At 37.5% G+C, this 26,315-nt stretch carries 35 protein-coding genes; 5 read left to right on the top strand and 30 right to left on the bottom strand.

Annotation, left to right across the window (positions count from 1 at the left end; translation table 11 throughout):
- Positions 1–274: 274 nt before the first annotated feature.
- The gene (locus JOC94_RS11325) at positions 275–1,033 is read right to left on the bottom strand and encodes a class I SAM-dependent methyltransferase (RefSeq protein WP_077112812.1); all 759 of its coding nucleotides are present in this window, start codon (positions 1,031–1,033) and stop codon (positions 275–277) included.
- Positions 1,034–1,453: 420 nt separating this feature from the next.
- On the bottom strand, positions 1,454–2,068 hold the full coding sequence (locus JOC94_RS11320) for a PH domain-containing protein (protein ID WP_077112784.1): 615 nt from the start codon (positions 2,066–2,068) through the stop codon (positions 1,454–1,456).
- A 586-nt stretch (positions 2,069–2,654) separates the two neighbouring features.
- Between JOC94_RS11320 and JOC94_RS11315 the strand changes: the two genes are divergently transcribed.
- The gene (locus tag JOC94_RS11315; RefSeq protein ID WP_077112782.1) at positions 2,655–3,194 is read left to right on the top strand and encodes a PadR family transcriptional regulator; all 540 of its coding nucleotides are present in this window, start codon (positions 2,655–2,657) and stop codon (positions 3,192–3,194) included.
- Between the two features lies 1 nt (position 3,195).
- Complete coding sequence (locus JOC94_RS11310; protein ID WP_139345672.1) at positions 3,196–4,350, top strand: MFS transporter; 1,155 nt, start codon at positions 3,196–3,198, stop codon at positions 4,348–4,350.
- Between the two features lie 874 nt (positions 4,351–5,224).
- On the opposite strand, the gene JOC94_RS11305 is transcribed toward JOC94_RS11310, so the two are convergent.
- The 3 genes from JOC94_RS11305 to JOC94_RS11295 all read right to left on the bottom strand — a co-directional run bounded on the left by JOC94_RS11305 (position 5,225) and on the right by JOC94_RS11295 (position 9,538).
- On the bottom strand, positions 5,225–5,449 hold the full coding sequence (locus JOC94_RS11305) for a hypothetical protein (RefSeq protein ID WP_077112778.1): 225 nt from the start codon (positions 5,447–5,449) through the stop codon (positions 5,225–5,227).
- Positions 5,450–5,650: 201 nt separating this feature from the next.
- Positions 5,651–8,302 (bottom strand): LPXTG cell wall anchor domain-containing protein, encoded by a 2,652-nt coding sequence (locus JOC94_RS11300; protein ID WP_171973946.1) that lies wholly within the window; start codon positions 8,300–8,302, stop codon positions 5,651–5,653.
- A 684-nt stretch (positions 8,303–8,986) separates the two neighbouring features.
- Positions 8,987–9,538 (bottom strand): helix-turn-helix domain-containing protein, encoded by a 552-nt coding sequence (locus tag JOC94_RS11295; protein ID WP_077112776.1) that lies wholly within the window; start codon positions 9,536–9,538, stop codon positions 8,987–8,989.
- Between the two features lie 115 nt (positions 9,539–9,653).
- Between JOC94_RS11295 and JOC94_RS11290 the strand changes: the two genes are divergently transcribed.
- Positions 9,654–10,628, top strand: coding sequence for a PLP-dependent cysteine synthase family protein (locus tag JOC94_RS11290; RefSeq protein WP_205179396.1), 975 nt, complete (start codon positions 9,654–9,656; stop codon positions 10,626–10,628).
- A 546-nt stretch (positions 10,629–11,174) separates the two neighbouring features.
- Here the strand turns inward: JOC94_RS11290 and JOC94_RS11285 are convergent.
- The 5 genes from JOC94_RS11285 to JOC94_RS11265 all read right to left on the bottom strand — a co-directional run bounded on the left by JOC94_RS11285 (position 11,175) and on the right by JOC94_RS11265 (position 13,553).
- Positions 11,175–11,336 carry a hypothetical protein gene (locus JOC94_RS11285; RefSeq protein WP_185830587.1) on the bottom strand — a complete coding sequence of 54 codons (162 nt, stop codon included), beginning with the start codon at positions 11,334–11,336 and terminating at the stop codon, positions 11,175–11,177.
- Positions 11,337–11,506: 170 nt separating this feature from the next.
- Complete coding sequence (locus JOC94_RS11280) at positions 11,507–11,683, bottom strand: hypothetical protein (protein ID WP_185830588.1); 177 nt, start codon at positions 11,681–11,683, stop codon at positions 11,507–11,509.
- A gap of 113 nt (positions 11,684–11,796) precedes the next feature.
- Positions 11,797–11,991, bottom strand: a complete 195-nt coding sequence (locus JOC94_RS11275; RefSeq protein WP_120117265.1) for a hypothetical protein — start codon at positions 11,989–11,991, stop codon at positions 11,797–11,799.
- Between the two features lie 198 nt (positions 11,992–12,189).
- Positions 12,190–12,621 (bottom strand): hypothetical protein, encoded by a 432-nt coding sequence (locus JOC94_RS11270; RefSeq protein ID WP_120117264.1) that lies wholly within the window; start codon positions 12,619–12,621, stop codon positions 12,190–12,192.
- Positions 12,622–12,782: 161 nt separating this feature from the next.
- Positions 12,783–13,553 carry a hypothetical protein gene (locus JOC94_RS11265; protein WP_120117263.1) on the bottom strand — a complete coding sequence of 257 codons (771 nt, stop codon included), beginning with the start codon at positions 13,551–13,553 and terminating at the stop codon, positions 12,783–12,785.
- A 328-nt stretch (positions 13,554–13,881) separates the two neighbouring features.
- Between JOC94_RS11265 and JOC94_RS11260 the strand changes: the two genes are divergently transcribed.
- Positions 13,882–14,550, top strand: coding sequence for a hypothetical protein (locus JOC94_RS11260; protein ID WP_205179394.1), 669 nt, complete (start codon positions 13,882–13,884; stop codon positions 14,548–14,550).
- A 90-nt stretch (positions 14,551–14,640) separates the two neighbouring features.
- Positions 14,641–14,805, top strand: coding sequence for a hypothetical protein (locus tag JOC94_RS11255; RefSeq protein ID WP_205179393.1), 165 nt, complete (start codon positions 14,641–14,643; stop codon positions 14,803–14,805).
- Between the two features lie 304 nt (positions 14,806–15,109).
- On the opposite strand, the gene JOC94_RS11250 is transcribed toward JOC94_RS11255, so the two are convergent.
- The 20 genes from JOC94_RS11250 to JOC94_RS11155 all read right to left on the bottom strand — a co-directional run bounded on the left by JOC94_RS11250 (position 15,110) and on the right by JOC94_RS11155 (position 26,286).
- A complete protein-coding gene (locus JOC94_RS11250; protein ID WP_205179392.1) occupies positions 15,110–15,391 on the bottom strand; it encodes a hypothetical protein in 282 nt (93 codons plus the stop codon).
- Positions 15,392–15,472: 81 nt separating this feature from the next.
- Positions 15,473–16,114: a hypothetical protein gene (locus JOC94_RS11245; RefSeq protein WP_205179391.1), complete on the bottom strand. Its 642-nt coding sequence runs from the start codon at positions 16,112–16,114 to the stop codon at positions 15,473–15,475.
- Between the two features lie 133 nt (positions 16,115–16,247).
- Positions 16,248–16,580 carry a helix-turn-helix transcriptional regulator gene (locus JOC94_RS11240; protein WP_205179389.1) on the bottom strand — a complete coding sequence of 111 codons (333 nt, stop codon included), beginning with the start codon at positions 16,578–16,580 and terminating at the stop codon, positions 16,248–16,250.
- Positions 16,580–17,068, bottom strand: a complete 489-nt coding sequence (locus tag JOC94_RS11235) for a hypothetical protein (protein ID WP_205179387.1) — start codon at positions 17,066–17,068, stop codon at positions 16,580–16,582. The genes JOC94_RS11240 and JOC94_RS11235 overlap by 1 nt, the downstream gene beginning before the upstream one ends.
- 76 nt (positions 17,069–17,144) lie before the next feature.
- Positions 17,145–18,548: a vWA domain-containing protein gene (locus tag JOC94_RS11230; RefSeq protein WP_236017065.1), complete on the bottom strand. Its 1,404-nt coding sequence runs from the start codon at positions 18,546–18,548 to the stop codon at positions 17,145–17,147.
- A gap of 82 nt (positions 18,549–18,630) precedes the next feature.
- Entirely contained in the window at positions 18,631–18,783 is a 153-nt protein-coding gene (locus JOC94_RS11225) for a hypothetical protein (protein WP_205179386.1), read from the bottom strand.
- Between the two features lie 39 nt (positions 18,784–18,822).
- Entirely contained in the window at positions 18,823–19,944 is a 1,122-nt protein-coding gene (locus JOC94_RS11220) for an AAA family ATPase (protein ID WP_205179384.1), read from the bottom strand.
- A 74-nt stretch (positions 19,945–20,018) separates the two neighbouring features.
- Positions 20,019–20,333: a hypothetical protein gene (locus tag JOC94_RS11215; protein WP_120117252.1), complete on the bottom strand. Its 315-nt coding sequence runs from the start codon at positions 20,331–20,333 to the stop codon at positions 20,019–20,021.
- Positions 20,334–20,360: 27 nt separating this feature from the next.
- Complete coding sequence (locus JOC94_RS11210; protein ID WP_185830589.1) at positions 20,361–20,774, bottom strand: Spx/MgsR family RNA polymerase-binding regulatory protein; 414 nt, start codon at positions 20,772–20,774, stop codon at positions 20,361–20,363.
- Between the two features lie 37 nt (positions 20,775–20,811).
- On the bottom strand, positions 20,812–21,708 hold the full coding sequence (locus tag JOC94_RS11205) for a DUF6744 family protein (RefSeq protein ID WP_205179373.1): 897 nt from the start codon (positions 21,706–21,708) through the stop codon (positions 20,812–20,814).
- Positions 21,709–21,820: 112 nt separating this feature from the next.
- Entirely contained in the window at positions 21,821–22,222 is a 402-nt protein-coding gene (locus JOC94_RS11200) for a hypothetical protein (RefSeq protein WP_205179371.1), read from the bottom strand.
- Positions 22,223–22,254: 32 nt separating this feature from the next.
- Positions 22,255–22,692 (bottom strand): DUF4258 domain-containing protein, encoded by a 438-nt coding sequence (locus tag JOC94_RS11195; protein WP_205179369.1) that lies wholly within the window; start codon positions 22,690–22,692, stop codon positions 22,255–22,257.
- A gap of 401 nt (positions 22,693–23,093) precedes the next feature.
- A complete protein-coding gene (locus tag JOC94_RS11190; protein WP_205179367.1) occupies positions 23,094–23,627 on the bottom strand; it encodes a hypothetical protein in 534 nt (177 codons plus the stop codon).
- Between the two features lie 42 nt (positions 23,628–23,669).
- The gene (locus JOC94_RS11185) at positions 23,670–24,011 is read right to left on the bottom strand and encodes a hypothetical protein (RefSeq protein WP_205179365.1); all 342 of its coding nucleotides are present in this window, start codon (positions 24,009–24,011) and stop codon (positions 23,670–23,672) included.
- 135 nt (positions 24,012–24,146) lie between these two features.
- Positions 24,147–24,527 (bottom strand): hypothetical protein, encoded by a 381-nt coding sequence (locus JOC94_RS11180; RefSeq protein ID WP_205179363.1) that lies wholly within the window; start codon positions 24,525–24,527, stop codon positions 24,147–24,149.
- A 41-nt stretch (positions 24,528–24,568) separates the two neighbouring features.
- Positions 24,569–24,811, bottom strand: a complete 243-nt coding sequence (locus tag JOC94_RS11175; RefSeq protein ID WP_205179361.1) for a hypothetical protein — start codon at positions 24,809–24,811, stop codon at positions 24,569–24,571.
- Between the two features lie 131 nt (positions 24,812–24,942).
- Complete coding sequence (locus JOC94_RS11170; RefSeq protein ID WP_205179360.1) at positions 24,943–25,152, bottom strand: hypothetical protein; 210 nt, start codon at positions 25,150–25,152, stop codon at positions 24,943–24,945.
- A gap of 80 nt (positions 25,153–25,232) precedes the next feature.
- Positions 25,233–25,490, bottom strand: a complete 258-nt coding sequence (locus JOC94_RS11165; RefSeq protein ID WP_205179359.1) for a hypothetical protein — start codon at positions 25,488–25,490, stop codon at positions 25,233–25,235.
- Between the two features lie 131 nt (positions 25,491–25,621).
- On the bottom strand, positions 25,622–25,909 hold the full coding sequence (locus JOC94_RS11160; protein ID WP_205179358.1) for a hypothetical protein: 288 nt from the start codon (positions 25,907–25,909) through the stop codon (positions 25,622–25,624).
- 65 nt (positions 25,910–25,974) lie between these two features.
- Complete coding sequence (locus JOC94_RS11155; RefSeq protein WP_205179357.1) at positions 25,975–26,286, bottom strand: hypothetical protein; 312 nt, start codon at positions 26,284–26,286, stop codon at positions 25,975–25,977.
- Between the last annotated feature and the right edge of the window lie 29 nt (positions 26,287–26,315).

The following is a 26,315-nucleotide window of genomic DNA, read 5'->3' as shown; positions in this document are numbered from 1 at the left end:
CTTCATGTTGTTTATAGGGCTTTAACGCAGCCTCTTGTCAACGATGGTGGACTCCACTACTTACTTGCCGAACAATGAAAACCCTAGTCTGAGCCGAAATGCCACTTATCGTAAAATGAAAGGTTTAAACTGATTTTGAGCTAAGCCATATCATTCCATTCAAAAAAAGAACTCATGATCAGTGCCCACCAACGGTAAAAACCCTTGAATTTTGTACTGCTCGTACCCAAAAATCCAAAGGTTTTTGCTTTCCAAAACAACTTGATGTTCTCAACTATTTACGTACAGCTTCAAATGTAATCAATTGCGTTTCTTTCGTTGGCTCCTTCATGTAATCATAATCAGCGGAGCAAGTGATTTCAGAGAAACCAACATTTTTCAAAATCAGTTTGAACTCCTCTATTCCATACCACCGGATGGCAAATCTTTGTAATTCAGTGTCCACTAACTTGCCTTTTTTCCATTTTTCATATTTTAAGTGCGTTAAAGTATATTGATCTACCCAATTTATTTCAATCGATTTGCTTTCTAATAAAATACCTTCTTCATCGGAAAAAGGAAAAGTGGAAGTGGATGTTTCTCCTGTACGCCACTGAACAGGGAAGAGCAGATCAATGATGACACGCCCTCCAGGTATAAGATGGTTATAAAAACATGTAAGGGCATTTTTGGCATCCTCTAATTTCTCAATCAAACAAAATGAACCCGTAGGTATGACAATCGCTTCGTATTTTGAAGGCAATTGAAAACTGCGTAAGTTCCCTTCATACAGATTCGAATGTAACCCTCTTTCTGTACAGCGCTTCCTGCAAGAATCTAACATGGCAGGCGAATAGTCAATGCCGTCAACAGTATATCCTTTCTCCAGCAAAGGTATTAAAAACCGCCCTGAACCCACTGCTGCTTCCAGTATCTTCCCATTCGTACCTGTTAATCTTTCAAGGTAATATTCAATATCACCATCTACTGAATAGCCAATAGGCTTTGTAACATTATAAAGCTCTGTACTGAGTTCACCATAATAACTAAACAATGCAATTCCTCCGATTTTATATGCGGAAAAGCTCATTGAATGACTTTTCGCACCTTATTCTTGTTACCTGAATATAAAGACCCGACGATTATCATGAACCCCTCTCTTTTTTTGAATATACACAATTTTTGATATAGTTTAATGATAAAGCTATTGAAAAACCATGAAGCTGAAGGGTACATATTAAAAGAGTGACCCACAAAAGAATCACTCTTTCATCTAAAATCCACTACCTATCCGCGCCGATATATAAACAATCCAGTTCTAGGTAGTTGTGGTATTTTGTGAACATTTTGATGTGAATTTTTTATGTATTCAAAGCATAGTTTGAAAAGCCATCATCATATCGGACACCGCAACAGCATATTATGCTTCATCAAAAAGTTTCGCCAAACACGGACTAGATAAAACAATGTATCATTAATTTTGAATATATTTTTCAAAAACGTCCCCAAAGTCTTTTTGTGTGTTTTCTTCATACGTCGTTTTATACCAATCAAAGGCAAATGTTGCCGCTTGTTCAAATTCTTTTGAGATAAGCCCTTCATGGAAACGATTATTCTCAAAGAGGGACTTCGATACTTGCAAACTATCTTTTGCAAATTTCTTCATTCGCTTATTTGTATCTTGGATTTGTGAAATAGCTACCAATGATTTATACAAATCTGCAATCGCTTTTCCTTCTTTTTTGTTAATATCAACAGAAATAGATTGCTCCCCAATCGTGAACTTTATTTCCAAATCTAAATCAATTGTTCCAGCAGTCTCTATTGTGACATTTTTTATCGGATGTTTATAATAATCGTACCGATAAATATTACGCTTGCTACTTGTCGCTTTTTCACCATCAAGATGAATTAGTGCACGATTCGTAAAGCAGTATTCATCAGATTTCGATTTGATTAAAAAGTGGATCTTTTCTCCCTCTTCATATAGTACATAATCATCAGACTCTGTCTTGTCAAAATCTTGCGGAGAGATAATTTTTCCAATGTCACTTAATCCCAAAGCATCACTTGCGATTTTTTTAAACATCCTTACAACCTACCTCCTCAGTGTTCATTTCTCTTTTATCATATCTTATAAATAGCCACACAAAAAGCTATTTGGTTAATTTTGTCACATTTTATTTAAAAATAGCAGAAAAAAATTGCAAGCGTTTGTTTAGTAACATACAAATATATAATATTTCCATGTGACATAACCTCCTCTTCATCACTGCCAAAAAAGGTGGCTTTAAAAATTCTTTCAACACTGAGGTCCATTATTCATTTTTCCTTATTTTTTTCTTATACATATATTTGGCCATGCTTTTTAATCAAGTCTTCCATTACTTTGTCAGCTCTCCTAATAAATGACAGTGAATCTGGTAAAGTCATCTCCATAATCACTTTATCACCCGACTTTATACTCTTACCTGGTTTGCTACATGTAATCTTCGGAACATTTAGTGTAAAAATTACTCAAAAAAAAAGACATAGCAAAACTAATTAAAATGGGAGTATTTAGTGGGATCAGTAATTTTGGCTACTATATTTTTCTTTTTTTTGTTACAATATCTTTATTCCAATACTAAACGTTTAGTATTTAACGTTTAGTATGATGATGGAGGGGTTAATATATGACACGCACTATAGTTCTTGGACTTCTAAAAGCAAATGGCCCGATGTCGGGATATGAAATTCAACAAATGATGGAATCATCACAAACAGATATGTGGGCTTACGTAAAACCAGCATCTATTTATCACGCTTTAAAGAAAATGCAAGAAGAAGGAAAAGTCATCTTGGAAAAAGTTGAAAAGACTGGGTTAAGAACCAAGTCAATATTTAAAATAACAGAAGATGGAGAGTATGAACTTAACCAGCTACTTATAGATTCTTTTACTGATTCATCTGTAGTATTCCCAGCGCCTCTTTATACAGCATTGACATTTATGGAAAACTTACATGATGAACAAGTATTAAGTAGCTTAGAGAAACAAAAACACGAGATTACAAGAGTTTATAAAAATATGAAAGCTGGTTACGAGGCAAAACAGAAAGTTTTAGGGCAATTACCTGCTAATATAAATTTTATTTTTAATAATATGTATGAGCAATGCGAACTACAACTTAAAACCATTGAAGAAATCATTAAGTTTATTAAGGAAGGGAAATAAAATGAAAGGAAACATTCAATATTCTGTTTTAATTGTAGTGATTCTAGCAATTTTTGCAGATATGCTTATGTATGGATTAGTAGTCCCTTTCTTACCAGTTCATGCTGAATCATTAGGAGCCTCACAATCAGAAATAGGTTTATTATTTTCCAGTTATGCCCTTTCCTTGTTTGTTGCTACCCCATTTTTTGGAGCTTTAGCGGATAAAATGGGGAGAAAAAAACTTTTGGTATTAGGCCTTATGGCATTAGCAGTAACAACTTTAATATATGCTTTTGCTACAAGTTTCTGGGTTCTAGTTTTGGCACGTTTACTACAGGGATTTGCTGCGGCAATACCCTGGACAGCTGGATTAGCATTATTAGCAGAAGTGTTTCAAAAAGAAGAAAGAGGAAAAGCGCTGGGATTGGCCATGTCTGGTCAAGCAGGAGGAGTACTATTGGGCCCTCCAATTGGAGGTTGGCTTTATGAATTTGGTGGATACCACTTTCCTTTTTTCGTTGCTACAGGGATTGCACTTATTATCGCGATTCTAAGTTTAATATTGCTTCGGAAAATCCCTGAAACGAAGGCAGAGAGTTTTACATCGCCTTTTAAAATCTTACAAAACAGAAATGTTTTCATAATTGCTGGGGTTGCAGTAATTGGTGCAACTGTTTTTGCAAGTATTGAACCAACATTGCCAATTCACTTCAATGAAAGCTTAAAAATCTCCCCGGGGGCAATAGGAATTTTGTTTGCTGTAGTAACTCTTGGTTATGGATTAACTTCCCCTCTTATTGGGTCTATTTCTACTAAGATTGGTCATGTTAAGACAATAAGGATTGGTATTGTAATGGCAGCAATTGTACTACCACTAAACGCTTTACCAACTCTTATTTGGTTGCAAGTTGGTACACTTGTACTGTTAGGAATCACCCTTGGAATGATTCTAACTCCTGCACTCCCTAAGTTAGCAGATATTTCTCAAGAATCAGGTGCTACTTCTCAAGGCCTAACTTATGCGGTTTACAATACAGCCTATTCATTTGGCATGATGGCCGGGCCGGTGGTCGCGGGTACACTTACAGATGGATTTGGACTAAAAATAGCGTATTCAGCATTGGGCGTTCTTTTCATTTTATACTTATTTCCTCTAGCAAAATTAAAATCTTAAAAATGGTTGTTACCAAGAGGATAAAATGTAAAGATTCTATATTGGTCTATCTGAATTTAAACTACCAGAAGATATTCAAGAAAATGAAAATGACATTTTAATTAGGTTGAAGCGAATTCCAACCCACCCCATTGCAGTCTTCCAGCTAAGCTTTACAAACATGGGAGCAGAAAACAAGTTATTTTACATTTGCCCATTTTTTTAAAGCGCGAGTAGGCTTACAAGTATACCGCAAACGTTATAAGTGTCTTGAATGTGGTTCTACCTCTTTTGGGAACGTCTTATATGTATTGGTGAAAACCGTATTATGACTAAAGGTTGTTAGCGTCCATTGAAAAGCAGACCATGTCTAAGGTAGAAGTAGCAGAAAGCGTTATTTATCATTGGTGAATTACATCCAAATGTTGGGCAGGTTCTAAATCATATAAATCTTGCAGGTTATCACTTTTCATAAGAACTTCCTTCTGCCTTAGAATTAGTGTCGTTCTTACTTATTTCGACATTTGGGAAGATACTCCTTTTTTTGTTCCTCAAAATTTTTAAATCTTTTAGGGTTCAAATTTTAAAATTCATTAATAAGTATGTTTAAAAAAGGCTTGTTTGGACAATTCACCAATCAACGAAATATCATGAGACAAGAAATGATTATGGTAAAAAATATCGCTCTGTAGACAAACTAAATCTCGCCGTAACAAACGTGTATCATTATCATTTGATCTCATGTTTTTTCAAACTTGATCAATAGTGGCATGTAATTGTTTTGAAGTACTTTTTAGATCTTTTTTAATGCCATCCTTCCGAACGCTTTCAAAATGATTATGTATTAAAAAGCGAGTTTTACATATGCCCTACATACCCATTAAAATGACAAGGGTCAATTGAACAATTTATAAATAATAAGGGCAATATTAATCACAACAACTAATACAAGAGCGGTTGTCATCACAAATTGGAATATCGTTTGAATTGAAGAATGATAGACTTCCTGTTCCTCTTGAGGTGGTTTTCCACTCTCTAAGTAGTGTAATAACTCTTCCTCAATTTCCTGATTCAACTTTTCTAAGTCTGGCTTTTGTTGATGGTGTATATTTTTTTTCATTAAGCAGTCCACCTATTACTATTGGTTTATTTCCAATTGACGTTTTTTCGAACCAATTGCCACTCACCTTTTAAAAGGGCCGTTCAAATGGTTTCATAGCACCCAAGTTTGACTTGTTCAAAGTTAACTTTATTGATAAATAATCAGCCTATATTTCTAATGAAACATAGGCTGATTATATTGAAAAGGTGCTATCTTATTTTAATTTGCTGTTTTACCTTTTTTTCTTCTTCCAGTAAGTAATCCAGCAATTCCAGCTAGCAATGCCATTAACCCTGCTAGTCCTGTGCTAAAGATGGATGTTGCAGTATTCGGTAGTTTGTCACCGTCTCCTTTAGTGTCATGGCTACCGACTTTGCCGTTTGTATCATTGTCTGTTTGACTTCCTGGCGTTTCATCTTTATCGGCGTCGGCATCAGCATCGGCATCAGCGTCGGCATCAGCATCGGCGTCAGCATCGGCATCGGCGTCGGCATCAGCATCGGCGTCAGCATCGGCGTCAGCGTCGGCATCAGCGTCGGCATCAGCATCGGCGTCAGCATCGGCGTCGGCGTCAGCATCAGCGTCAGCATCGGCATCGGCGTCAGCATCGGCGTCGGCATCAGCGTCAGCGTCGGCATCGGCGTCGGCATCAGCATCAGCGTCGGCATCGGCATCAGCGTCGGCATCGGCGTCAGCATCGGCATCGGCGTCAGCATCGGCATCGGCGTCAGCATCGGCGTCAGCATCGGCATCGGCGTCAGCATCGGCGTCGGCATCAGCATCGGCGTCGGCATCAGCGTCAGCATCGGCGTCGGCATCGGCATCGGCGTCAGCATCAGCGTCGGCATCTGCGTCAGCATCGGCATCGGCGTCGGCGTCGGCGTCGGCATCAGCGTCAGCGTCGGCATCGGCGTCAGCATCAGCGTCGGCGTCGGCATCAGCATCGGCGTCAGCATCAGCATCGGCATCAGCGTCAGCATCAGCATCGGCGTCAGCATCAGCGTCGGCATCAGCATCGGCGTCAGCATCAGCATCAGCATCGGCATCAGCGTCAGCATCAGCGTCAGCATCGGCATCAGCATCAGCGTCAGCATCAGCATCGGCGTCGGCATCGGCATCAGCATCGGCGTCAGCATCGGCGTCGGCGTCAGCGTCGGCGTCGGCGTCAGCATCAGCATCGGCGTCAGCATCAGCATCAGCATCGGCATCAGCATCAGCGTCAGCATCAGCATCAGCGTCGGCATCGGCATCAGCATCAGCATCAGCATCGGCATCAGCGTCAGCATCGGCGTCAGCATCGGCGTCAGCATCGGCATCAGCGTCAGCGTCAGCGTCGGCATCGGCATCGGCGTCGGCATCGGCGTCAGCATCGGCGTCAGCATCGGCGTCAGCATCGGCATCGGCGTCAGCATCAGCGTCGGCGTCAGCATCAGCGTCAGCGTCGGCATCAGCATCAGCATCGGCGTCGGCATCGGCATCGGCGTCAGCATCGGCATCAGCATCAGCGTCAGCATCGGCGTCGGCATCAGCGTCAGCGTCGGCATCGGCGTCGGCATCAGCATCAGCATCGGCGTCGGCATCGGCGTCAGCATCGGCGTCAGCATCGGCGTCAGCGTCACCGTCATCTAGACATTCACCAAAATCTAATGTAGTTCCTGTTCCGTGATTAGCAAATAGGTCTAGGTCAATGATTGCATCTTGAACTGCGAGACCTTTTATGTCAACATTTCCACAAACTTTTTCATCAACTTTTACACCGTTTACATTTACCGTCGTACCCGCAATTAATTTTAATGCAGCTACATCATTTACTAAATCAAGTGTTAAATCTGTAACTTGGTCTGCTACATTCGTTATTTCTCCAGTTAAACTACCTACAGTCGTTAATAATTCATTTACTAGGTTTTCGAGTACTCCTGCAACTCCTTCAACTGCAGGACCAAGTAAAGGTTTTAATATGGGATCTAAAATGGGGCCTAATAAACTGCCTAAAGCATCAATTAATTTACCTAAAGGTCCATCACCTAATAAAGGTGCTAATGCATCGCCTAAAAGAGGTAAATTATCTAAGTTTCTGGCAAGATCTAATATATTATCTGTATTGAGTCCGCCCGCTAATATTTTTATTTCCAAATTACCTAATGCTTCTGATAAGTCATTTAACAACTCTACTACAATTGAATCAATTGTTTCCTGTAAATGTTTACCTAAGCCATCATCATATTCAACCGTAATTGTTCCATCAGCATTAATCGTCACTGGAATATCTGCTTCTTTATATGATGTCAATGAATCTAATGAACTTTCTAGATTATTGAGTGCATCAAGTGCTGCAAGAACATCATCCAAACCGTTTACCTGCAGAATTCCAGGTGCGATATTTAATAATTCATTTACAAGTATACCGATTTCATTTGTTAAGTCTGTAACTGTCGTAGTTAATCCACCGACAGCAGAATAAAGTCCAGGCAGATTTTCTTTTGTAATCGGTAAAATATCAACCGTTACATCTGCCGTGCCCCCTTCTATCAAGTTCCCTGCAAGCTCGGGTGCGTAAAATTGCATCACAATGTTCGGATTAATAATTTCTGTATCAGCTAGTCCGCCAGAGGTCATTGTTAATGATAGCTCCGATGGCTGACCTGAAACTACATTAACGGCTCCTGAAAGTTTAACATCTGTTAAAATATTTACATTTGCCAAGTTTTGAGCATAGACAGCATTAGTGTTTAAACCAGGTAAACTTAAGGAATTTGCAAATGTGTTTACTGGTATGGTTAAGATCAGTGATGTCGCAGCAATTGTTGCTACTTTTTTCAACTTTTTCTTTCGATTAATAGCTTTTTTGTAATCAAAATTTCTTTTGCTCAAGAATTTCGTACCTCCTTAAATGTTTAATTTTGGTCCTGTACCCCTTGTGCAATCAATTCCTTATAATCTGCACCTCCGAAAAAATGTCGCTTTCTGTCCTAAAATGTGACATGTCTAATTTCGAAATAACATTACCAAATGCGAATGCTCAGATTTCGAAGAAAAATATAAGCAAAAACTATACAGCAAGCCCGAAATATAAAAAAAAGCGTACCAAAAGGCACGCATAGCGAATAGCAGTCTATTCCTGTTTTTTAACGAATAAAGAACTGCACCCCCATTATCAGGCACAGTTTAAACACTTAGAGGTGCTAAAAATAATAGAGCAGAAAAGGGATGCTGTCTGAAGTGAGAAGATATGTATATGTTGAGGATGAATTTTTTTCTCTGTAACTCAATGCCATTTTCACGATGGCAAGCTTTACGATAACCGAGTTCCTTATGGATGACATGAAAGGGATTTTTTTCTTCATCTTGTTCCCATTTGAATTGAATCAGTTCCGAAGCCTGTTCGTCACCATATCATGTAATCGTTGCTTCCTCGTCATTGATCGAATCCACCGAGACATTAGAAGAGCTTAGAACAGCTCCATCATTACTAATACTGTGGTCTTTCTCTGTTTGTTCGAGATAGAGTCATTGTCACTGGCAATGTATGAGCTAGAATCACACAACACAAAAATATTATGGATAAACAATAACCACAATAGCTTTTGCGTCTTGATTTGAAGAAAGATTAAAATAGGAATGCGATGTATTTGCTTTAAATCTTAGCATTTCATCTTTTTTAATAATGGTAGCAATTTGCTTTGCAGTGATTTCAATCTCGCCTGAAAGAACAAAAACATATTCAAAAAGTGCTTCGGTATGTGCTGGAGATTCATGTTTAATTTGCGGTTTTAGTTCAATCATAAAGGCTTCAAATTTTCTGTTTATATTAAACGGTATATAAGTATAGACCTTATAGCCTTCGTCGGCACTTAATGAATCCACATCTTCTTTTTTGATAACAAATGATTCCTCACTTTCGTCTTCCATCAATGATGAGAAAGATATTTTTAAACCATTTGAAATTTTCCACAGTGTTGTCACTGTCGGTGTAGATTCCCCCCTTTCAATCTGACCAATCATACTTTTACTCACATTGGTTAATTCTGCTACTTGATCCAATGTATATCCCTTCTCGATTCGAAACCTCTTTAAATTTTTTCCAATTATTTTATTAATTTGGTCCATTTTGCCATTCCACCTAATTCTAAAAATATTTGTACGTTATATTGAAATTATATTCATCATAACGCATACGCTATAGTATAATTTAGACAATATATTATATCAAGGAGAGGTACTTATGTCATATATAGCTGCAAATATACTTGAAACGATAGGTTTAACTCCATTAATCAAGCTGAGTCGGTATACAGAAAATGTAGAAGGCAATATTTTTGCCAAATTGGAGTATTTTGCACCCGGACTTAGTAAAAAAGATCGGATGGCTCTTGAAATAATTGAGAGTGCAGAAGAAAAAGGCTTGCTTAAAAAAAAGCAACCTGTCATTGAATTGACAAGTGGCAGTATGGGGACAGGACTTGCGATTGTTTGCAACTTAAAAGGATATCCCTTTATAGCTGTCATGTCTAGGGGGAATTCAATTGAACGTGCACAAATGATGAAAGCTTTCGGTGCTGAAGTTGTTTTAGTGGACCAACATCCAGATTCTGAACCTGGTAAAGTAACAAGCAAAGACTTAGATCTTGTTGAAGAAAAAACGCAAAAGCTGACAAAAAAATATAATGCTTTTAGAATTGACCAATTTACCAATCCAAGCAGTGTTGAAACAGGTGAGAAACGGCTCGGTCCCGAAATTATTGAACAGCTAGGCGATATAAAAATTGACGCTTTTGTTGATTTCATAGGTACAGGAGGGACTTTTATCGGCGTGTCAAAATCACTACAAAAAGCTTTTCCCCACATCAAATGCTATGGTGTTGAGCCGGTAAACGCACCATTTTATAGTTCAATCCAAAAGACAGATGGGAAACATATCATTCAAGGTGGTGGATATAATATTCCATTAAAGTTTATTGAAGAGAATAAAGAACTGATAAATGGATTTATTACGGTCAGTGATTGTGAAGTCACCGAAGCCACTCGATTATTAGCGTTAAAAGAGTGTATCTTTGCGGGGGATTCCAGTGGGGCAAATGCTGCGGCCGCATTGAAACTATTAAAAGGGGACTTGAAAGGGAAAAATGTTTTAATTCATATTCCAGACTCAGGAACTAAATATCTAAGCACTAATTTATGGGATATTTTAGATAAATAGACACGAGTCTTTATGTAATGGGATGAAAAAAAGCTTTTTATCCCTGTTTTATTTTTTTATTACTTTTCAAATTAAATGGACCGATTGTTGAATGATTACTGTATAAAACTTTTTTAAAAATTATCGAACTTTATTCAAAAGGATCATTCTTTAAAATCAATTATCAAACATTATTTCAAAGCAACAATAACTATTTTTATTCATATGGTGCCAGAATAAACAAGGATGCTGTAAACCCTTATATATGACAAGCCTTGCATTATCCCCAGGGGTGTTGGCAAATCTGACAAAGAAAAACATCCTTCACTCCATTTAACGAGTGAAGGATGTTTTTTACATAAAATTGTTTTTATTGCACAAACCCTTATGGTTCAGGGGGTTCGAGAGACGACTACATCATGCCGCCCCTAACATGCTCGCTTATATATATTTCTACTAAACTATATAATCATTGTTAAATCAAGAGTTTGTGATTCTTTAGTAAGGAATACTTATACCATTTTATACTGTTTAATATTTAATATGTTGTTGAAATGTTGTTGCACTTTATTTTTCTTTCTCTGCGTCTAAACAAACCGTCTCTTTTTGTTGGGCCATTCTTAACGCTTCTTCTTCAAATGCCAAATACTCTTCCCATTCAGCGAGCATTTTATCCTTCTTTTCCTGTTCCCATTCTTCCCGTGTTCGGAAACGGACGATATTTGTCAAAGAATACACCTGCTTTTTTATTATGTTAGTTTTCTTTGATTATAGATCATTCGAAACACATTTAATAGGAAAACAGGAAAACAAAGAACGCCCCTTATTATAGTGTGTTTGTCTCACAATGATTTACTTTTCAAAGACCGACCTTTGTCAGAAAATCCACTACATCCCTTTCATTCTTCCGCTCGAAAATCTACTTCTTTTAATTTCTCCGATTTTAACACCCATGTTTCCGGCTTATAATATATATTGGACCGGCTGCCACAAAACGGGCAAAATAATGCAAAATCATCTTCTTTAACAAAGGATTCCTTATCACAGGAATCGCAAGTAACGGTGATAACCCTCACGGCAACCCCCTCCCAACTTTTTTTCTCTTCTTATTTATAGGAACGATTTTTAGGAATAAAGGTTCCTGAAACGAAAAAAACACACCCAAGATCGGCGTGTTATATAACCTTTTCTAACGGTTTTTTCTCTTTTTATGCAATATTAACTCATTGATAATTAGAGCAACTGTTGATGGAGCCATAAAACACAATAAAAGAAAATAAATAATATGATACTCCACAAATTCTTTTTTATTGAGCATGACTAATAAAAAAGTAGAAATAAGAACACCCAACAACATAGGATAAAAATTATTATCTGGTTTCATTTTATCATTCCCTATACGATATTCCCTATTGCATCTGTCATTACAACTTTTTACCTTGTAGGATAAAGTCGTTCCTCACGACGACTATTTATATTGGACCGCCACCCCCTAAAGATAACAGAAGTATAAACATCATTATCAGCAATAAGGTTCTTTTCATATTACACACCCCCTTTTTCATCGAACCGATACCGCAGGCTACAAACGTTTGATTTCAGCTGCCAACCTCTTAGCTTCTTCCAATCTTTCAAGGCATTCAGAATGATATTGCTGACCATCAATTTTATGCCATGAACTTACCCCCTCGTTATTATTAAGGACGAGTTCCACGGTCAAACCATCTTTACTTTCTTTTCGAGCAACTAATCCTTCGACCTCACCAACATACATAATCGTACCGCTACTTTCTGACTCCAATTCCTCTCTTATTTCCTTGAAGTGTGTAATAATCTCTTTCTGATCTTCTGACAATGCAGACTTTGGAATAGCAACTAATGAATCATACACTTTTAATGTATTTGCTATTCTTAGGGCTTCGCTGAATGAGTCAACTTCCAATTCAACGATTTCTTCATTGGCATCCCATCCGGTGGTACAATACACTTGGAGTTTAAAACTTGTTATATTCATATTAATCGTCCTTTCTATTTCCCTACTGTTTAATAATAGGAACGAAGTACATTGGAATAGGTTCCCTTGCAAACAAAAAAACACACCGCAAAAGAGACGGTGTGTAAATGGTAAAATATCTTATTCAGATAAATAATGTTTAGTTGATAGTGAAGTGATTATCATGGTACGTATCCGCATTTCCCCATGAAAAATAGAGCAACTGCATCAGCTGCAATAGGACCTTCCCTGTGGTTAATTGGATTGCTAACACAACTAATCAAGGCTCTATCACAATTAGCACAACGTTTTGTCGAATGCTTTTTGTAACATTCGTCATGAATATAGCAGCAACCATCTACTTTATTTTTAATTGCTCCGCCACCACCCGCAGTACATGTTTTGCAATTACCACATTTTTTCCCACAATATTGATAGCCGCCTGGTAAACAAAAATCTCCAAAGGCTTGCGTACCGATAGTTTGACCTGCCGTTTCTAATTCTTTCAACAATCCATCATTATTATTTCTTTCCATAATACTAGACCAAGCAACAATTTGACTGTCCTCAACTTTTTCATAATTAGTAATTTCAAATGTCTTAGTATCCTGTTTAAATTCAAGTTGCTTAATAATTGATTGCTCTCCTTCTTGTTTAACAAGAAGTGCTTTTGCATAGTCTAAAATTCGTCCATCTTCAAAAGTTAGAACTCCATAAGTTAGGCTAACAAGACTATTAGAATCGTTCAACAGGTGAAGTTCAACTTTGGTTTTATTCTCGATTTCATAGTGAATGCCTTTGTGTTCAGTAAACACAAATTCTTTTTGAATGTAATTTTTTATTGCTACCTTGATCTCTTGGAACAACGACCTTGAATCAATAAAAGACATCCTATTTTCTAACACATCTTGTGACGTAATCCCCATACCAATAATTCCTAGTTCCATATCCATTTATAATCACTCCTTTTCTTTTGGGAAGTGTTATTCACTTCTTATTAGATAAAGTGAAGGATCTTCTTTTAAAGTAAATTTGCCAGTAAAAAGACTCCGCAATTAAACGGAATGATTTGATATAATTTCCTTGATAACAAAATCCTCAACAGCTTAATGATGTTGCAAATATAGCTCAATTCCTTACCCTGATAACGTATGGAATAATCGTGTTACTTAACTGGACGAATTGTAATAATCTCGAAGAGGTTTTTTGGAAAAATGTTCAGTAATACTGCAACAAATAGAAGAGTTAAACGTTATTTTAATGAAAGGGAGGTTTTTAGACTTGGATCTTTTAGTTGTGTATTTTCTTGGATTATTATTGGGAACTGTCGTTTTTGCTTTAACGTTTTACTTTTCCAAAGAAATGGATAACGGTAAGAGAAATGCCATACCATTAGTTATCGGTATATTAGTGATCTTAGGAGGATTATTAATTGGTGGCTTTGAGGGTATGCCCATTAGCTTGATGGGAGCAGGAATTTTTTCACTTTCTCTTTTGTTATTGATTGCGGGTAAAAGAATACTGGTAAGAAAAGCGATTTTTGTATTGGCCGTATTAATTCCATTGGGTGTATTTTCTTATACCACTCTATCATCATTCAATGACACTGAATTCGTCGTAGCTGCAAAGGATGGAAATTTTTCTCCTGACATAAATAAATATTATGATCACTTGCAGGAAAATACAGACATAAAAGGGTTTAAGATATTCAATTCTTATGAAGATGAAAAGGCAATTGTTCTTTCACTAGGGGGAGAGAAAAAAGGCAATAACATAGAGTTAGTGGGGGTAGAAAAAAGAGGAAAAAGAATAGATGTGACTGTTAGAACCTTTGAAAACAAATCGACAGAGAATAATCCAACAATCCTTATTTTCGCAAGCAAATTAAAAAATGACAATGAATTGATAGTTAAAGATACAGATGGCACGGTTTATAAGAGTCTGGAATAAAGGTGTAATATATAGTAGCTTGAATTGGGAGAAGTATTTAAGGAACTATTTTTTGTGCAATATCAGAAAAAACATTGGAGGGAAAAACCAATGAACATAATTGCCAATCAAGACAAAATCGGAACATCAAAGTTTGATCTTTTATTGTTCAAATCGTTTTATCTATTGAGTTTCAAAAAGTCCAAATGGCTGGCAGTAAAGATCGAAGAGATTAAAAAGGATTTAGAAACAATAAAAAAACGAAAAGTGTTTTAATGAAGTCGAAAAGGGACGTTGAATGTCCCTTTTATTCTTTAAACAAAAAACACATCACAATTCCACTTTTTAAAAAACTAACGGATTATTAGTAGTAAATCTATTGAATCAAAATATATTATAAAATAAATACTAAATCCCACACAAAATAGCACCAGAAAGATATGGACAATTTTAAAACCTCTTTGCTTTACTTTAATACCATAAATCAAATTAGCAATTCCCAAAAATACAAATAGAATAATGATCAATGAATTTAATAGATAGCTTACCAATAGTAAACACTCCTTATTCGTTCCGATTTTTAATCAGCTCGATTTCTCATTAGCACAGCAAGCACTTCATCTACCAAAAATGAATCAGTCATTTCTCCGATATGGCCCGCTCGATATGCCTGTGCCAATTCTATTAGCTCTTGCTTCATCACTTCCAACGACTTTGCTTTACTCACTTCATTCATCAGCCAACGAACATCATCCTCAGAAATATACAACATCGGGTTATCGTGGGAGTCGATGTAATCACGTTCCAAAACTTCCTTAAACCAATTCAGTTTTTCTTCCTTGCTTTTGTGAATTTGAGTCACAACCAAAACTCCTTTCCATACATCGATTTTTTAATAGGAACGATAAATAGATTGAAAAGTTCCCTATACAAAAAACACCCCTCAATGAGAAGTGTTTGATTTGTAGATATATTCATCATTATGGAGAATCGAAATTACTTCATATTGATCTTGTTCTTTCATGTATTTAACCGATACTTTATAAATCTTGTTATTGGATTCGATTAAGTTCAATCCATTTTCATATTTTACATAAAAAGCATCTTTGTTTCCTGTTACCTCTCTAACCTTTTTAGTTGCGGCTTTTTCATCGGGCAATAGCCATTCATCGACATTTTTCTCTGTTACTTCATATATCTTTGATTTATCCTTATATATAGCAACGACATACATCCCCTTGTCACTTACTTCAAAGGTGTAATTCCTTCCTTTGGTAATTACATTATAATAGTTGCCATTGCCTTCTGAAATGATAACAAAAGACGAATCTAGTTCATCAATAGCTTTACTGCCTATCATTCTTTGCGTTTCATCTCCTTTGAAACTAACCAAAGTATATGAGGTATAGGCGAAGATACCTGCCACCAAAAAGAGGATAAAAGGCAACAATCTTTCGCCCTTAAACCCTTTAATCACCGTTACTACAAACACAAAAGAAAAAACAACCGCTGAAAAAAATGAAAAAACTCCAATGATCGTTCCGATTAACGCAAGAAACCCTTCGTTATAAATTGAATACCTCAAAGTTCTCCCTCCCATTCCTTTGTCATTGAAATCACCTGATTCTAATGATAGGAACGTCTAATAGAGAATAAAGTTCCTTTCCAAACAAAAAAACACGCCACCGAAGTGACGTGTCTGTGTTGTATTATTGAATTTATATAGATGTTGCAGCTAATTCATCATCACTTGCTTTAAATTGGATCATGGCTTCTGCAACGTCTCTAACGCTCAAATCTAACGCACGGAAAATCTTGTCATAGGTTTCAGTCGAAAGATTGTCAAAGCCGCCTTCCGCACGGGAAATCGTTTTTAAACCGACATCTGCTTTATTGGCAAGTTCCTGTTGAGAATAGCCACATTGTAGACGACGAGCAAAAATGATTTTCGCATACACACGTGACAAACCTTCTAGGGATTCCTTTAAATCAGGATGGCCTTCTTTCAATAAAGAAGTAGTCATATTTAAAAGATTTTTAGCCTTTTTCATTACTCATCAATCCCTTCTAAATAGTGATCAGGATTATCTTTTACCCTTTCATACATTTGATATGTCAAATCCCTCATAACATTGGTTTCATCAACATTTGGAATCCTTGTTTTCACAAAGCATTTTACAAAAACGTAATTGGATTGACCTTTGTGTTCAAAAGGGAAGAACAGAAAACGTAGATGTTCATTGCCGTTCATGGCATAGCGCAACTCGTAAATTGGAACGACCCTTAGTGGCTTCACTAATTGATAAGACTTTGTTCTTTGTTCCCCATTAAACGTAATCGTAATTTCGGTCCGTGAATTGATTAGAGTATCTAATGGTTGTACGCTCAATAGGTTGAATGCACTGTTGAGAAACATTAAATGCAGCTTTGCGTCTTGGGACTCTAATGATTCCTCATAAAGCTGATTCAGAAAATCCCCAACAACGTCCTCCCCATTTTCATCATTGATCATTATTAGATTATGTTCTTTAATATTCATTGTATGCGTATTGTATCATATAAGACTCGAATTTTCTAACAAAATGCGCCTTATATGACTTACTCTTCCCTCCCTTTTATATTTCAAACGCTGTAAAAGCACCTTCGTCCTCAAAATCTGCAATATTTACAACTTTATCGGAAAAAGCATCGACCGATTTTCGGGGATTGCCGATAACAAGCGACAGCACATTGAACTTCTTTTCTTTCTTAGACTTGTTGAACTTATCCAGAAATTCATCACTTACCCTCGCTTCTCCATCAGTTACAAACACCACGTCGGCCTTTTCAAATCGACTTTTGTTAATAGTCGACAATGCTTGTTTCAAAGGTTTTTCAAAGTTCGTCCCACCACCTAAAAAATTGGTAGCGAGCGAAACCATATCATCAATTGAAATTTTTCCCTTTGGATATTCCTCTATATAGACTCTTGTTGAAAATCGGATTAAACAGAAGTCGCGCTTTTGTCGTTTAGCAATCGACATTAACGCAAGAGCAAATCCTTTTGACTGCATATCCAGACCTTCCATGCTTCCTGACTGGTCCAAACAAAGTACAATCGGCCCCTTGCCTAACACTTCATTCCCTTTTTGTTCGTATTGGAGAGTTTCACCTTCCACGAATCGGCGCATAAAATCCTTTTTAGTTTTCGGATTCATATACATGCCAAGTTCTACAGGCAGAAGTCGTTCCACGCTGTTTCCTAACGTTACACCGCTTCGATCTATGGATTCGGTATGTTTGGACTTTTGTTTCTTCCGGGCGATCATCTTCATTCGCCCTGCCCATTCAGCGACCCTCTTGACCCTTATATCGTTTGATAACGCTTCTGCAAGCTTAATTTGATCGCGCAGTGGAACTTTTTTGAGTTCCGCATTTTGATTCCCTGCACTAGCACCGCCTAACAACGACTTTACATCGTTCTTGATGTCGTTGGTCTGTTGCATCGCCTTTGCCATAGCCTGATTGAAGGAATATCCGTTGTTACTGAAAGCGTCTTGAATGTGCTGATTCAATTCAGATATGGCTTGGTTGATATTATCATCCTGTTTGCCATTCTGGTTATTCTGTTGCATCTTCTGAATCTCTTCCATCAGCTTCTGCATTTCCTCGTTCTGCCGCTTTTGTTCCTCAATCCATTCGTAAGTTTCCTCACCGAATTTAACCGTTCCAACTGCCGCTGTCAGATCGTCTAATTTTGTATGAACCCGATGATCCTCGAAATTTTCATCATTCATAATCCGTTCCATGATGGTTTTGTTCTGTTGCAACTTATCTGGAACTTCTTCTTTTAATACAGGATTCATTTTATAAAGACCCGCCCAGATGTCTCCAAGCAATTGTTCAAATCCTGGCATATCAGCTTTCTCATTTAACTGTCGCAATCCTTTCGACATGTCATATAAAGAATTGAAACGTCTTTTGTCAAAAGAGTCCGTATTCAAAACTGACTCATCTTTATAACGACTGAATTTAACCAAAGAAACCACTCCTTATTTTTAAAAAACACAAAGGCATCTGATTAACAAATACCTTTGTGTCTGACTTTATTCGAAATATGCATTAATCTTTTAAGCCATACACGGTTTGCTCTTTGTAAGCTGTAATGGTGCACTTGTTCACCTCTGCAAAATTGAACGCTTTATCTCTGTTCAAAGAAACATAAACAACTTTTCCAGTCTCGTTGTCGGTTACGACATAAACAGTCTTTTTCATAAAAACCCTCCTTTTCTTTATCTGTCAATCATTTGAAAATTAATTAATCGGATCAAGTACACTACTTGCGATTTCCCTATGGATAACTGTAACCCGGTCAATAGCTTCCTGAATCTGAACATTACGGTTTGGATTCTTCGCTTTCAGGTTTTCAAGTTCGCTTAACAGGGCTTTGACTTTCTTCACAGCTTCCAGACTAGCTTCAGTGGAAGGTGCTTGATTTAAGTTCGTCAAAATTTCTTTGGCCTCCTGATCTGCGTTTTCGATAGCTCGCAGCACAGTGTCTTGTGCAAGTGTTCGGACAATATTAGAAGTCAATTCTTTCTGATCCGGTGATTCCCATAGGGAGTTTTCAAGGAATACAATATCATCGGTGATGACATGCTGGCGTTGTGCAATTAACGCCTTCGCCTTTAAGACCGATAATGATTGCTTGAAACGTCTGTCGGAAGGACGAATGCCTTCATCTTTCAGATGGTATCGGATTTCTGCTAATTTCACATAGACTTCATCCGGTACACTCACCATTTCTGTGAAGAATTGCAGATTAACCAATTCCTCCATTGTAAGAGACGGCAACGGTTGATTTTGGCCGTTACCTTTCATCATGGAAATGAAGTTGTTGTCGTCCCCGATATAGTCTACTTCAAAGCGAAGCAGGAACCGGTCAAACAAAGCTTCAAGTCCTTCGCCTTCCTCCGGGTATTCATTACTAGAGCCGACAACGGACATAAGTGGAACTGTAATCGGATGACCATTGTTGTAGAAGACTCGCTCGTTAATCAGCGTTAGCAAGCTGTTTAGAATGGCGCTGTTTGACTTGAAAATCTCATCAAGGAAAGCAATGTGCGCTTCTGGCATCTTATTCGCCGTGTTACGCTTATAAACGCCGTTCTCCAAGTCTTTCAGGCTTAATGCTCCGAATAATTCCTCGGGTGTACTGAAACGAGTGAGCAACCACTGGAAATATCCCATACCTTGTACGATTTTTGCCAAATCCGCCGCCAGTGCCGATTTTGCAGTACCGGGCGATCCGATCATCAGCATGTGTTGTTTTGAAAGAAGTGCAATCAAGATAGCTTCAATTTCTTTCTCCCGTTCGAAATATTTCGCATTAAGCGCATTTTTTATATCTATCAATTTTGAGAAGTTGTTTGTCATTTTCATAAATCTCCCTTATAAATGTATTTTTAAAAAGACAAAAGGAAGTGCTTCATGAACACTCCCTCTTTTAATCAAATCCCTTTTTCTCTTTTTAATTCAGCCAACTCTTGCAATGCCGCGGACTGTTTCTGTTGATACTCAAAAAGTTCTTCTTGCATCGTTGCAAGTTTTTCAACAGCAAAAGTGATTTTCGTCAATGCAACCAATTCAGATGTTTGTTTTAGTTCCATTGATTTTTCCAATAGATCCAGTTCACGTTCTTTCAGGTCATTTGCTCTCTTAACTTCCTCCACCATAGAATCAAGTTTTGAAACGAATTTTGGAAAATCCGCTTCATAAAATTTTCTTCCCAACTTTGTCTGATAGAATTCTGGTCCATTTGACATGTTGATCCTTCCTTTACTTTTTTATTTTTAGCTTACTAACCCCTGCTGTAAAAGGCTTTTAAAGGCTTTTTGCTTACGCATCCTTGGCTTCAACACCGACATTTCTTCCTCGTTATAGCCAACGATAGTTGTATGCTTTCCTACAAGGATCGGGGACTTCAATACGGTTGGATGCTGCCTGAACAGTTCGATCAAACCGCTAATCGTAAGACCCTCGAAATCAAATCCTTGTGTTTCCAACTCTCGGTACGCCTTCGAACGGGTTGCCAAAATCTCTTCCACACCTTTGGTCGTATACCGCAGAATCTCATGCAATTGCTCCTTTGTAAGTGGCTTCCCTGGGAGGTATTGCTCCTTATAGGCAATCCCATTAGATTTCAAATAGTTTTGCACCCTTCTTACATATGGAGTGATCTCCAAGTAATAGAGTCTCGTTTTCATTCGAATCAACTCCTTCATCAAATTTTTAATTGAAAACTCATTCCATGTTTTCGATCAGTTTCGTCACTTCCGATTTAATTAGGAGAATTCTTTCCTCAAATTGATCGGCTTCGTTTTGAACGATGTTTTTATAGTTACGATAGTCTTTAATGACTGCATTCGCTTGATTCACTAAGTCTTTTACTTGTGATTTCCGCAAGTGCTCACTGGAACGACATTCTGATAGAATGTTTTCCAAGTGCTCGCTTAACTTCTTATTGACCATCTGTTGATTGTCATAAGTGTTAACGATTGGCACTTTGAATCCTTCGCTGTTTTCAAGGGAAGACGTGAATTTCACCAATTTGTTCAGTCCTTCGGTATGGGAATCTGGAATGAAATAAATCCCCCCATTTGGACGTACTGGCGTTGGAGCAAGAGATTGCAAGATCTTGCTGACCATGACACGTAATTGTTGAGCCGAATAATAGTCTTTATATACTTGGAACTTTTTTTCAGCTTCCTCGGACAATTCCCTTGCCATGTCATTTGACGTGACGAATGTCAGTGAATCATCTTTCTTATTCAGCGTGATGACGCCCGCTTGACTATCATAGTCCAACCGTTTTCCTGATTGGTCTACTGTTTCGACAACGATGTTGCGCTGTATTTGGTCCTTATCGGAAAACACTTCGCGGATAAGGTAATTTTCAAATACATTGGCTGTCGCCGTAGACTTTTTTGTTTCAATCTCTTTAGTTGCCCTCCTAAACGCATCACTTGAACGTATAGGGTTCGGCATCCAACTTTCTTCTAGGCCCGATTGTGTAAGGGTTGTTAGCAAATCATCCCGTTTGACGAGCTGCTTGCCAACAGAAAACCACATCAGGTGACCAAGAATTTCTTCCTCTCCAACATTTTGAACCGCAGTCACATTACCTAAATCAAGTGCCATATCAAACCATCCTCTCCATAATTAATTTTTAAAAAGAAAAAACGTATCCAAATAGCAATGGGCCATTGAAACACGTTTAATACCAAACCTATTTACCTTTGCATTAGTCAGCTTACATTTTCAGAAGCTCTTCAAAGTCGAGTTCTTCCGGTAGTGGCTGTTCTAAGCGAATGGATTTTAAAATTTCAAACTTGATAAGTTTCTTCAAATGAATAGAAACATCCATATCATCATATTCCGCATTACAAACATCACAGTAATTTTGAGGATAATTGATAATTTGGATTATCTGTTCTTTGCCACAAACAATTTCGGTGTGTTGTTTCGGTTTTTTACGGGTAACGGTTGTTTGTCCATTGCAATAAGAGCAAGTAATAGTAGGAACAATTCCCTGCATGTCGTTGACGGATTGCTTTACCATTTCGTCAATCGAGAGAGCATACAGGCTTGCTTTTAGCTTTGCGATTGTCTTTTCCCGTTCATCTAGTTGCACGACCAAGTATTTTTCTGTCATTGAAACCTTCTCCTTTTGTGTTTTTCTTCCCATCATTCCACGTCTTCGGGATTGCAGAAGCATATCCGCTTGTTGAATCGATCGTTCCATTTCCATGCATGTGACTTCGGATTGTATGCTGTAACGACCACCCAAAGATCATCGCTTACCATATCGAAAACGACATGGAGGGGGCGGAAATTACGACCCACATATCCAAGCAACACTATGGATTTTGACTTTGTTGTCTTGTTTCGTTCGATCACCCAACCGTAAGAAATGATTTCTTTCACATCGATTTCCGAAACGGATCGTTCCAGACTTCTTTTTTGAAAGTGCTTGTCGAAAACGACTTTTGCCTTTCCTTTTTTGATTTTTTCCAGAAACCGATCCAATTCCTTCTGACCGAGAGGACAGAACCGTTGTTGCAATTCTTCCCATCGCTCACGCTTTCGTTTACATTCATGCTGATTGTTGCATTCAATCGTCATTTTGTTCGCCGTATATGCAACACAGAAGGAAGACCCCTCTGTATAAACTGCATACAGAGGGCCTATCCTCCTTTCATGAATTTTGAAAACACAAAAAAGCCGATGAATCCCGAAGGAAACAATCGACTTTTTATATATTGACGCGCCGAAACGCGAAAATATCAAAACTTATTTAGTTTGCAAAAATGCAATTCCCACTCACTAAGAGTCCGCCTTCCATTTCTTTTTTGGAAGAATACAAAGGCGAAAAAATTTGTGTCGAATCTCCTTTTTTAAAAATAACAAAGGTGTGACGACTTCTACAAAACGAGTAGCTTAATGATAATTGTATACATACAGTGTAACAAATACACAGTTTGAATACAAGGGAAATTGAATCAATAAGGCGTGTTTTTTTATTATTACTCCCCCTTCAATAACTTCACATACCAGACATTATCAATATCGTTATCACTTATTTCCTTCAATTCTTCTTCTGAATTAATTTTCCCCCACCAACTGCCTGCTCCGTAAATTATTTCTTTTAGTTCAGGAACAAATATGGCTGGATTATAATGACGATGGATCGCTAACTCTTTAGTAGTCCGATTATGAGAAATTTGTAGACCAATATCAGCATCACCTAAGTAGATTCCTAAATACGTTTTGTTTCCATACTTTTCATTTACGGGTCTTACCTTTACCAGTTGTCCGCATTCGGCAGAAAAGGAATCTGTTCTTATACCTATATTGTCAGGTTGTTTTATTCCGCTTATTTCTAATGGATATTCAATATATTTTGATATAAATTCATCACAATCAATCTGCTTTGCTAATTCTTCATCTAAATTCTCATCAGGAATGGCTTCAAAATTTCTTTTACCTTTTTTACAAATCATCTGTAATCCCGAAAAGCCTAGTAATCTACAACGATCACAATTAATAATCCTAGTCATCTAATCATCCTTTCTATTGCGCCTAATATCCGGAATGTGACCTTATTTTCTTATATTGCCCAACAGCTCACTGTAATTGACTTCTTCTAAACCAATCCTTTGAAACGACCAATTTACAGTGGGTGAAACACCTTGAACAAAAACGATTCTGCTGCCGAATTTTCTATAAAGCCAGTCTTCTGCCCACAATTCATTGCTCCATCTTGCTTCAACAATAAGGTAGCCAATTTTGCTTAAACGTCCAGTTTCAGTCAAGTCAGGTCCGTAGCTAACCTTATAGGCCTTAGTGATGGAAAGTCTCTCTTCATGACCTTTTGCCTCTTCCTCGGTAAAGAATTTTCTTCCATCTTTGGTTATAAAAACTGTCACTTCTTTCTTTTCCACAGTTTTTCCTCCTTCACATATTCTTTCTTCTATGTAACAGGACGCCTTTCCGTAAAATAAGTTCCCAACAAAAAACACCCTTGAATAAACTTTCAAGAGTGTTTCATCTTCGAATTGTCCAGCAAGACTTTCTTGTTATTCCTTAAATGGGCATTGTGCTTGGTAAACTTGAACTATATCACGAAATTCTCTGGCTTTCTCATGAAATCCATCTATTTCAATTTGTTGTCTTTTGATTTTTTCAGCCTGTTTCCGTATAACTACAATTGTGAATGTCAATATAGTTGCTACAACCGTATCAAAAAAATCGGGTTGCACCTCTCCTATGACGACCTTTTCATACCCCTGCCAAATCAGGGTAATAATTGCGAAAATCAATATAGATTCAAAAAACAGTCTTAAATAGTTTTTTATTTTCTCTCGACCCTTTTTCTTTTGACAATCATCACAACACCAAAACGGAGAAGGTTTGTTACATGTTAAACAAATACCATCACCGATTATTCTTTTTTCCAATACAGTTTCATCCTTTCTATTTGGCCTAATAATCGAACTGTTCAATATTTCTGTTGTCGATACGTCATATCCCCCAACTCTTCAAAAGCACATCCCTTTTCAACCATTTCATCGTGACAAGCGCCACAACAGGCCCATTCAACCTCACATAGTTGTCCACCAGTTATTATGTTTTTCGCTTTGTTCAAAGGCTTTCCGCAATTGTCACAACGATTATGCTCACCATATGGTTCAGTTCTCTTGATGCCTTCAACAGTTGTTATATGAACATCAACAGTTAACATTTAAATCTCCTTTTTGCTCACAGTATTTGTCTTATATGCAACAGGACGCCTTTACATCAATTAAGTTCCCAAAAAACACTCCTGAAAACAAGTTCAAGAGTGCTTCAAAACTAGTTCATACTATATAACAATTAGGCAAAAATTGTTGTAAGTACCTGCTCATGCGGATAAACTGATGCGTCTATATCGGATTCCTCTATTCGTAAATTTGAAACATCCTCATCGTGCTGCTCATTAAGTAGTCCTCTTACATTCTTTTGTGTATGAGCAACAACAAGCGATCTAAAAAAGCCACCTGTGGCAATTCCTCCCATACTGTAAATTGCTTCAAATACTTTCATATCTTTACCCCTTTCTTTACTTATCAACTTTTTTTGTAAAAAGAGCAACGATTGCTGCGTTTTATGAGTCGAAATGTGTATCAATCTTCGTAATCAGTTAGGATCGTCAAGCATTCTTCAATTTCATCTTCATCTGCAAAACTAATATTTTCCAATGCTTCAATTACTTCACCCGGTTCATCAGGGAATTTCTTGGATACTTGTATATCGAAACACTTGTTGTCTCCTGTTTTTCCGAACTCGTCAGGAATCATCGTGTATGAGAAGGTTTCCCCTTTGTATGTGAGTTCTTTTTTTACTTCTCCATCAGGTGTATAAGTCAAAACGTATTTTGCCATTTCCATTCTCCTTTTCTATTAAGCATAATGTAACTTATATGTATCAGGACGCCCTTTCACCGATTAGGTTCCCAAATAAAAAAACACTCCAAAAAAACAAATTTGAGAGTGTTTTATTGATCAATATCTTATTACTCGCCACTACTTGAAACCAAAGTGAAACGTCCATCGAAAAATTCACGAGCTGGCCGGGTATGTGGAACATAACATTCGATAACACCGTCATTTGTTTCAACGTAATTTACCGCAATCTCCGCACCACCATCTCTGCTTAAAATACTAAAATGTTCAATCGTATATGTGCCGCCATTTTTATGTCGATATGTGTTCCCTGCAAAACGGTTGTGCAAATTCATTAATCGTTTGGTCAACTCTTCTTTCGTTAATCTTTGTGTGATTACCCAATCATTAACACTCATTTTCCTTAAATCTCCTTTCTGAACAATATTTGTCTACTGGATAACAGATTCGTTATGTTACGTGGCTAATCCACTTTAAAATCCTTTTCCTGTATGTCCATTTCACCTATAAATTGAATTGAATCGACAAAAATCCAACCTTTGTTCCATCCTCGCTCCGTGTAAAGACGGTCTTTAATTAATTGTTCGACAGAAGCTTCGTGCCACACCTGCACGACCATATTTCCAGTAAAAGTTTTCTTTTCAGGAGGGGGCGATAGATACTTGTACGTTGCCTTGTATATTAAATGCCCTTCAGGAATATCCCCGACAATTACTCCAGCTTCCAACAGCTTTACTCTTTCTTTAGCAGCATATTCTTTCAGATTTTCCTTCAAAATATATCCCCCCTTATTTCGCTTTTTGT

Origin of the sequence: Siminovitchia thermophila, assembly GCF_016909185.1 — a bacterium.
GTDB lineage: Bacteria > Bacillota > Bacilli > Bacillales > Bacillaceae_C > Siminovitchia > Siminovitchia thermophila.
Note: the sequence above shows the minus strand (reverse complement) of the source record. Positions and strands in the feature narration are given on the sequence as shown.

Excerpts from the sequence above, each read along its gene's own strand:
- JOC94_RS11320 (WP_077112784.1), bottom strand. The coding sequence starts at position 2,068 with ATGTTTAAAAAAATCGCAAGTGATGCTTTGGGATTAAGTGACATTGGA.
- JOC94_RS11315 (WP_077112782.1), top strand. The coding sequence starts at position 2,655 with ATGACACGCACTATAGTTCTTGGACTTCTAAAAGCAAATGGCCCGATG.
- JOC94_RS11310 (WP_139345672.1), top strand. The coding sequence starts at position 3,196 with ATGAAAGGAAACATTCAATATTCTGTTTTAATTGTAGTGATTCTAGCA.
- JOC94_RS11305 (WP_077112778.1), bottom strand. The coding sequence starts at position 5,449 with ATGAAAAAAAATATACACCATCAACAAAAGCCAGACTTAGAAAAGTTG.
- JOC94_RS11295 (WP_077112776.1), bottom strand. The coding sequence starts at position 9,538 with ATGGACCAAATTAATAAAATAATTGGAAAAAATTTAAAGAGGTTTCGA.
- JOC94_RS11290 (WP_205179396.1), top strand. The coding sequence starts at position 9,654 with ATGTCATATATAGCTGCAAATATACTTGAAACGATAGGTTTAACTCCA.
- JOC94_RS11275 (WP_120117265.1), bottom strand. The coding sequence starts at position 11,991 with ATGAAACCAGATAATAATTTTTATCCTATGTTGTTGGGTGTTCTTATT.
- JOC94_RS11270 (WP_120117264.1), bottom strand. The coding sequence starts at position 12,621 with ATGAATATAACAAGTTTTAAACTCCAAGTGTATTGTACCACCGGATGG.
- JOC94_RS11265 (WP_120117263.1), bottom strand. The coding sequence starts at position 13,553 with ATGGATATGGAACTAGGAATTATTGGTATGGGGATTACGTCACAAGAT.
- JOC94_RS11255 (WP_205179393.1), top strand. The coding sequence starts at position 14,641 with ATGAACATAATTGCCAATCAAGACAAAATCGGAACATCAAAGTTTGAT.
- JOC94_RS11240 (WP_205179389.1), bottom strand. The coding sequence starts at position 16,580 with ATGAAAAAGGCTAAAAATCTTTTAAATATGACTACTTCTTTATTGAAA.
- JOC94_RS11235 (WP_205179387.1), bottom strand. The coding sequence starts at position 17,068 with ATGAATATTAAAGAACATAATCTAATAATGATCAATGATGAAAATGGG.
- JOC94_RS11225 (WP_205179386.1), bottom strand. The coding sequence starts at position 18,783 with ATGAAAAAGACTGTTTATGTCGTAACCGACAACGAGACTGGAAAAGTT.
- JOC94_RS11220 (WP_205179384.1), bottom strand. The coding sequence starts at position 19,944 with ATGACAAACAACTTCTCAAAATTGATAGATATAAAAAATGCGCTTAAT.
- JOC94_RS11215 (WP_120117252.1), bottom strand. The coding sequence starts at position 20,333 with ATGTCAAATGGACCAGAATTCTATCAGACAAAGTTGGGAAGAAAATTT.
- JOC94_RS11210 (WP_185830589.1), bottom strand. The coding sequence starts at position 20,774 with ATGAAAACGAGACTCTATTACTTGGAGATCACTCCATATGTAAGAAGG.
- JOC94_RS11205 (WP_205179373.1), bottom strand. The coding sequence starts at position 21,708 with ATGGCACTTGATTTAGGTAATGTGACTGCGGTTCAAAATGTTGGAGAG.
- JOC94_RS11200 (WP_205179371.1), bottom strand. The coding sequence starts at position 22,222 with ATGACAGAAAAATACTTGGTCGTGCAACTAGATGAACGGGAAAAGACA.
- JOC94_RS11195 (WP_205179369.1), bottom strand. The coding sequence starts at position 22,692 with ATGACGATTGAATGCAACAATCAGCATGAATGTAAACGAAAGCGTGAG.
- JOC94_RS11190 (WP_205179367.1), bottom strand. The coding sequence starts at position 23,627 with ATGACTAGGATTATTAATTGTGATCGTTGTAGATTACTAGGCTTTTCG.
- JOC94_RS11175 (WP_205179361.1), bottom strand. The coding sequence starts at position 24,811 with ATGTTAACTGTTGATGTTCATATAACAACTGTTGAAGGCATCAAGAGA.
- JOC94_RS11170 (WP_205179360.1), bottom strand. The coding sequence starts at position 25,152 with ATGAAAGTATTTGAAGCAATTTACAGTATGGGAGGAATTGCCACAGGT.
- JOC94_RS11165 (WP_205179359.1), bottom strand. The coding sequence starts at position 25,490 with ATGGCAAAATACGTTTTGACTTATACACCTGATGGAGAAGTAAAAAAA.
- JOC94_RS11160 (WP_205179358.1), bottom strand. The coding sequence starts at position 25,909 with ATGAGTGTTAATGATTGGGTAATCACACAAAGATTAACGAAAGAAGAG.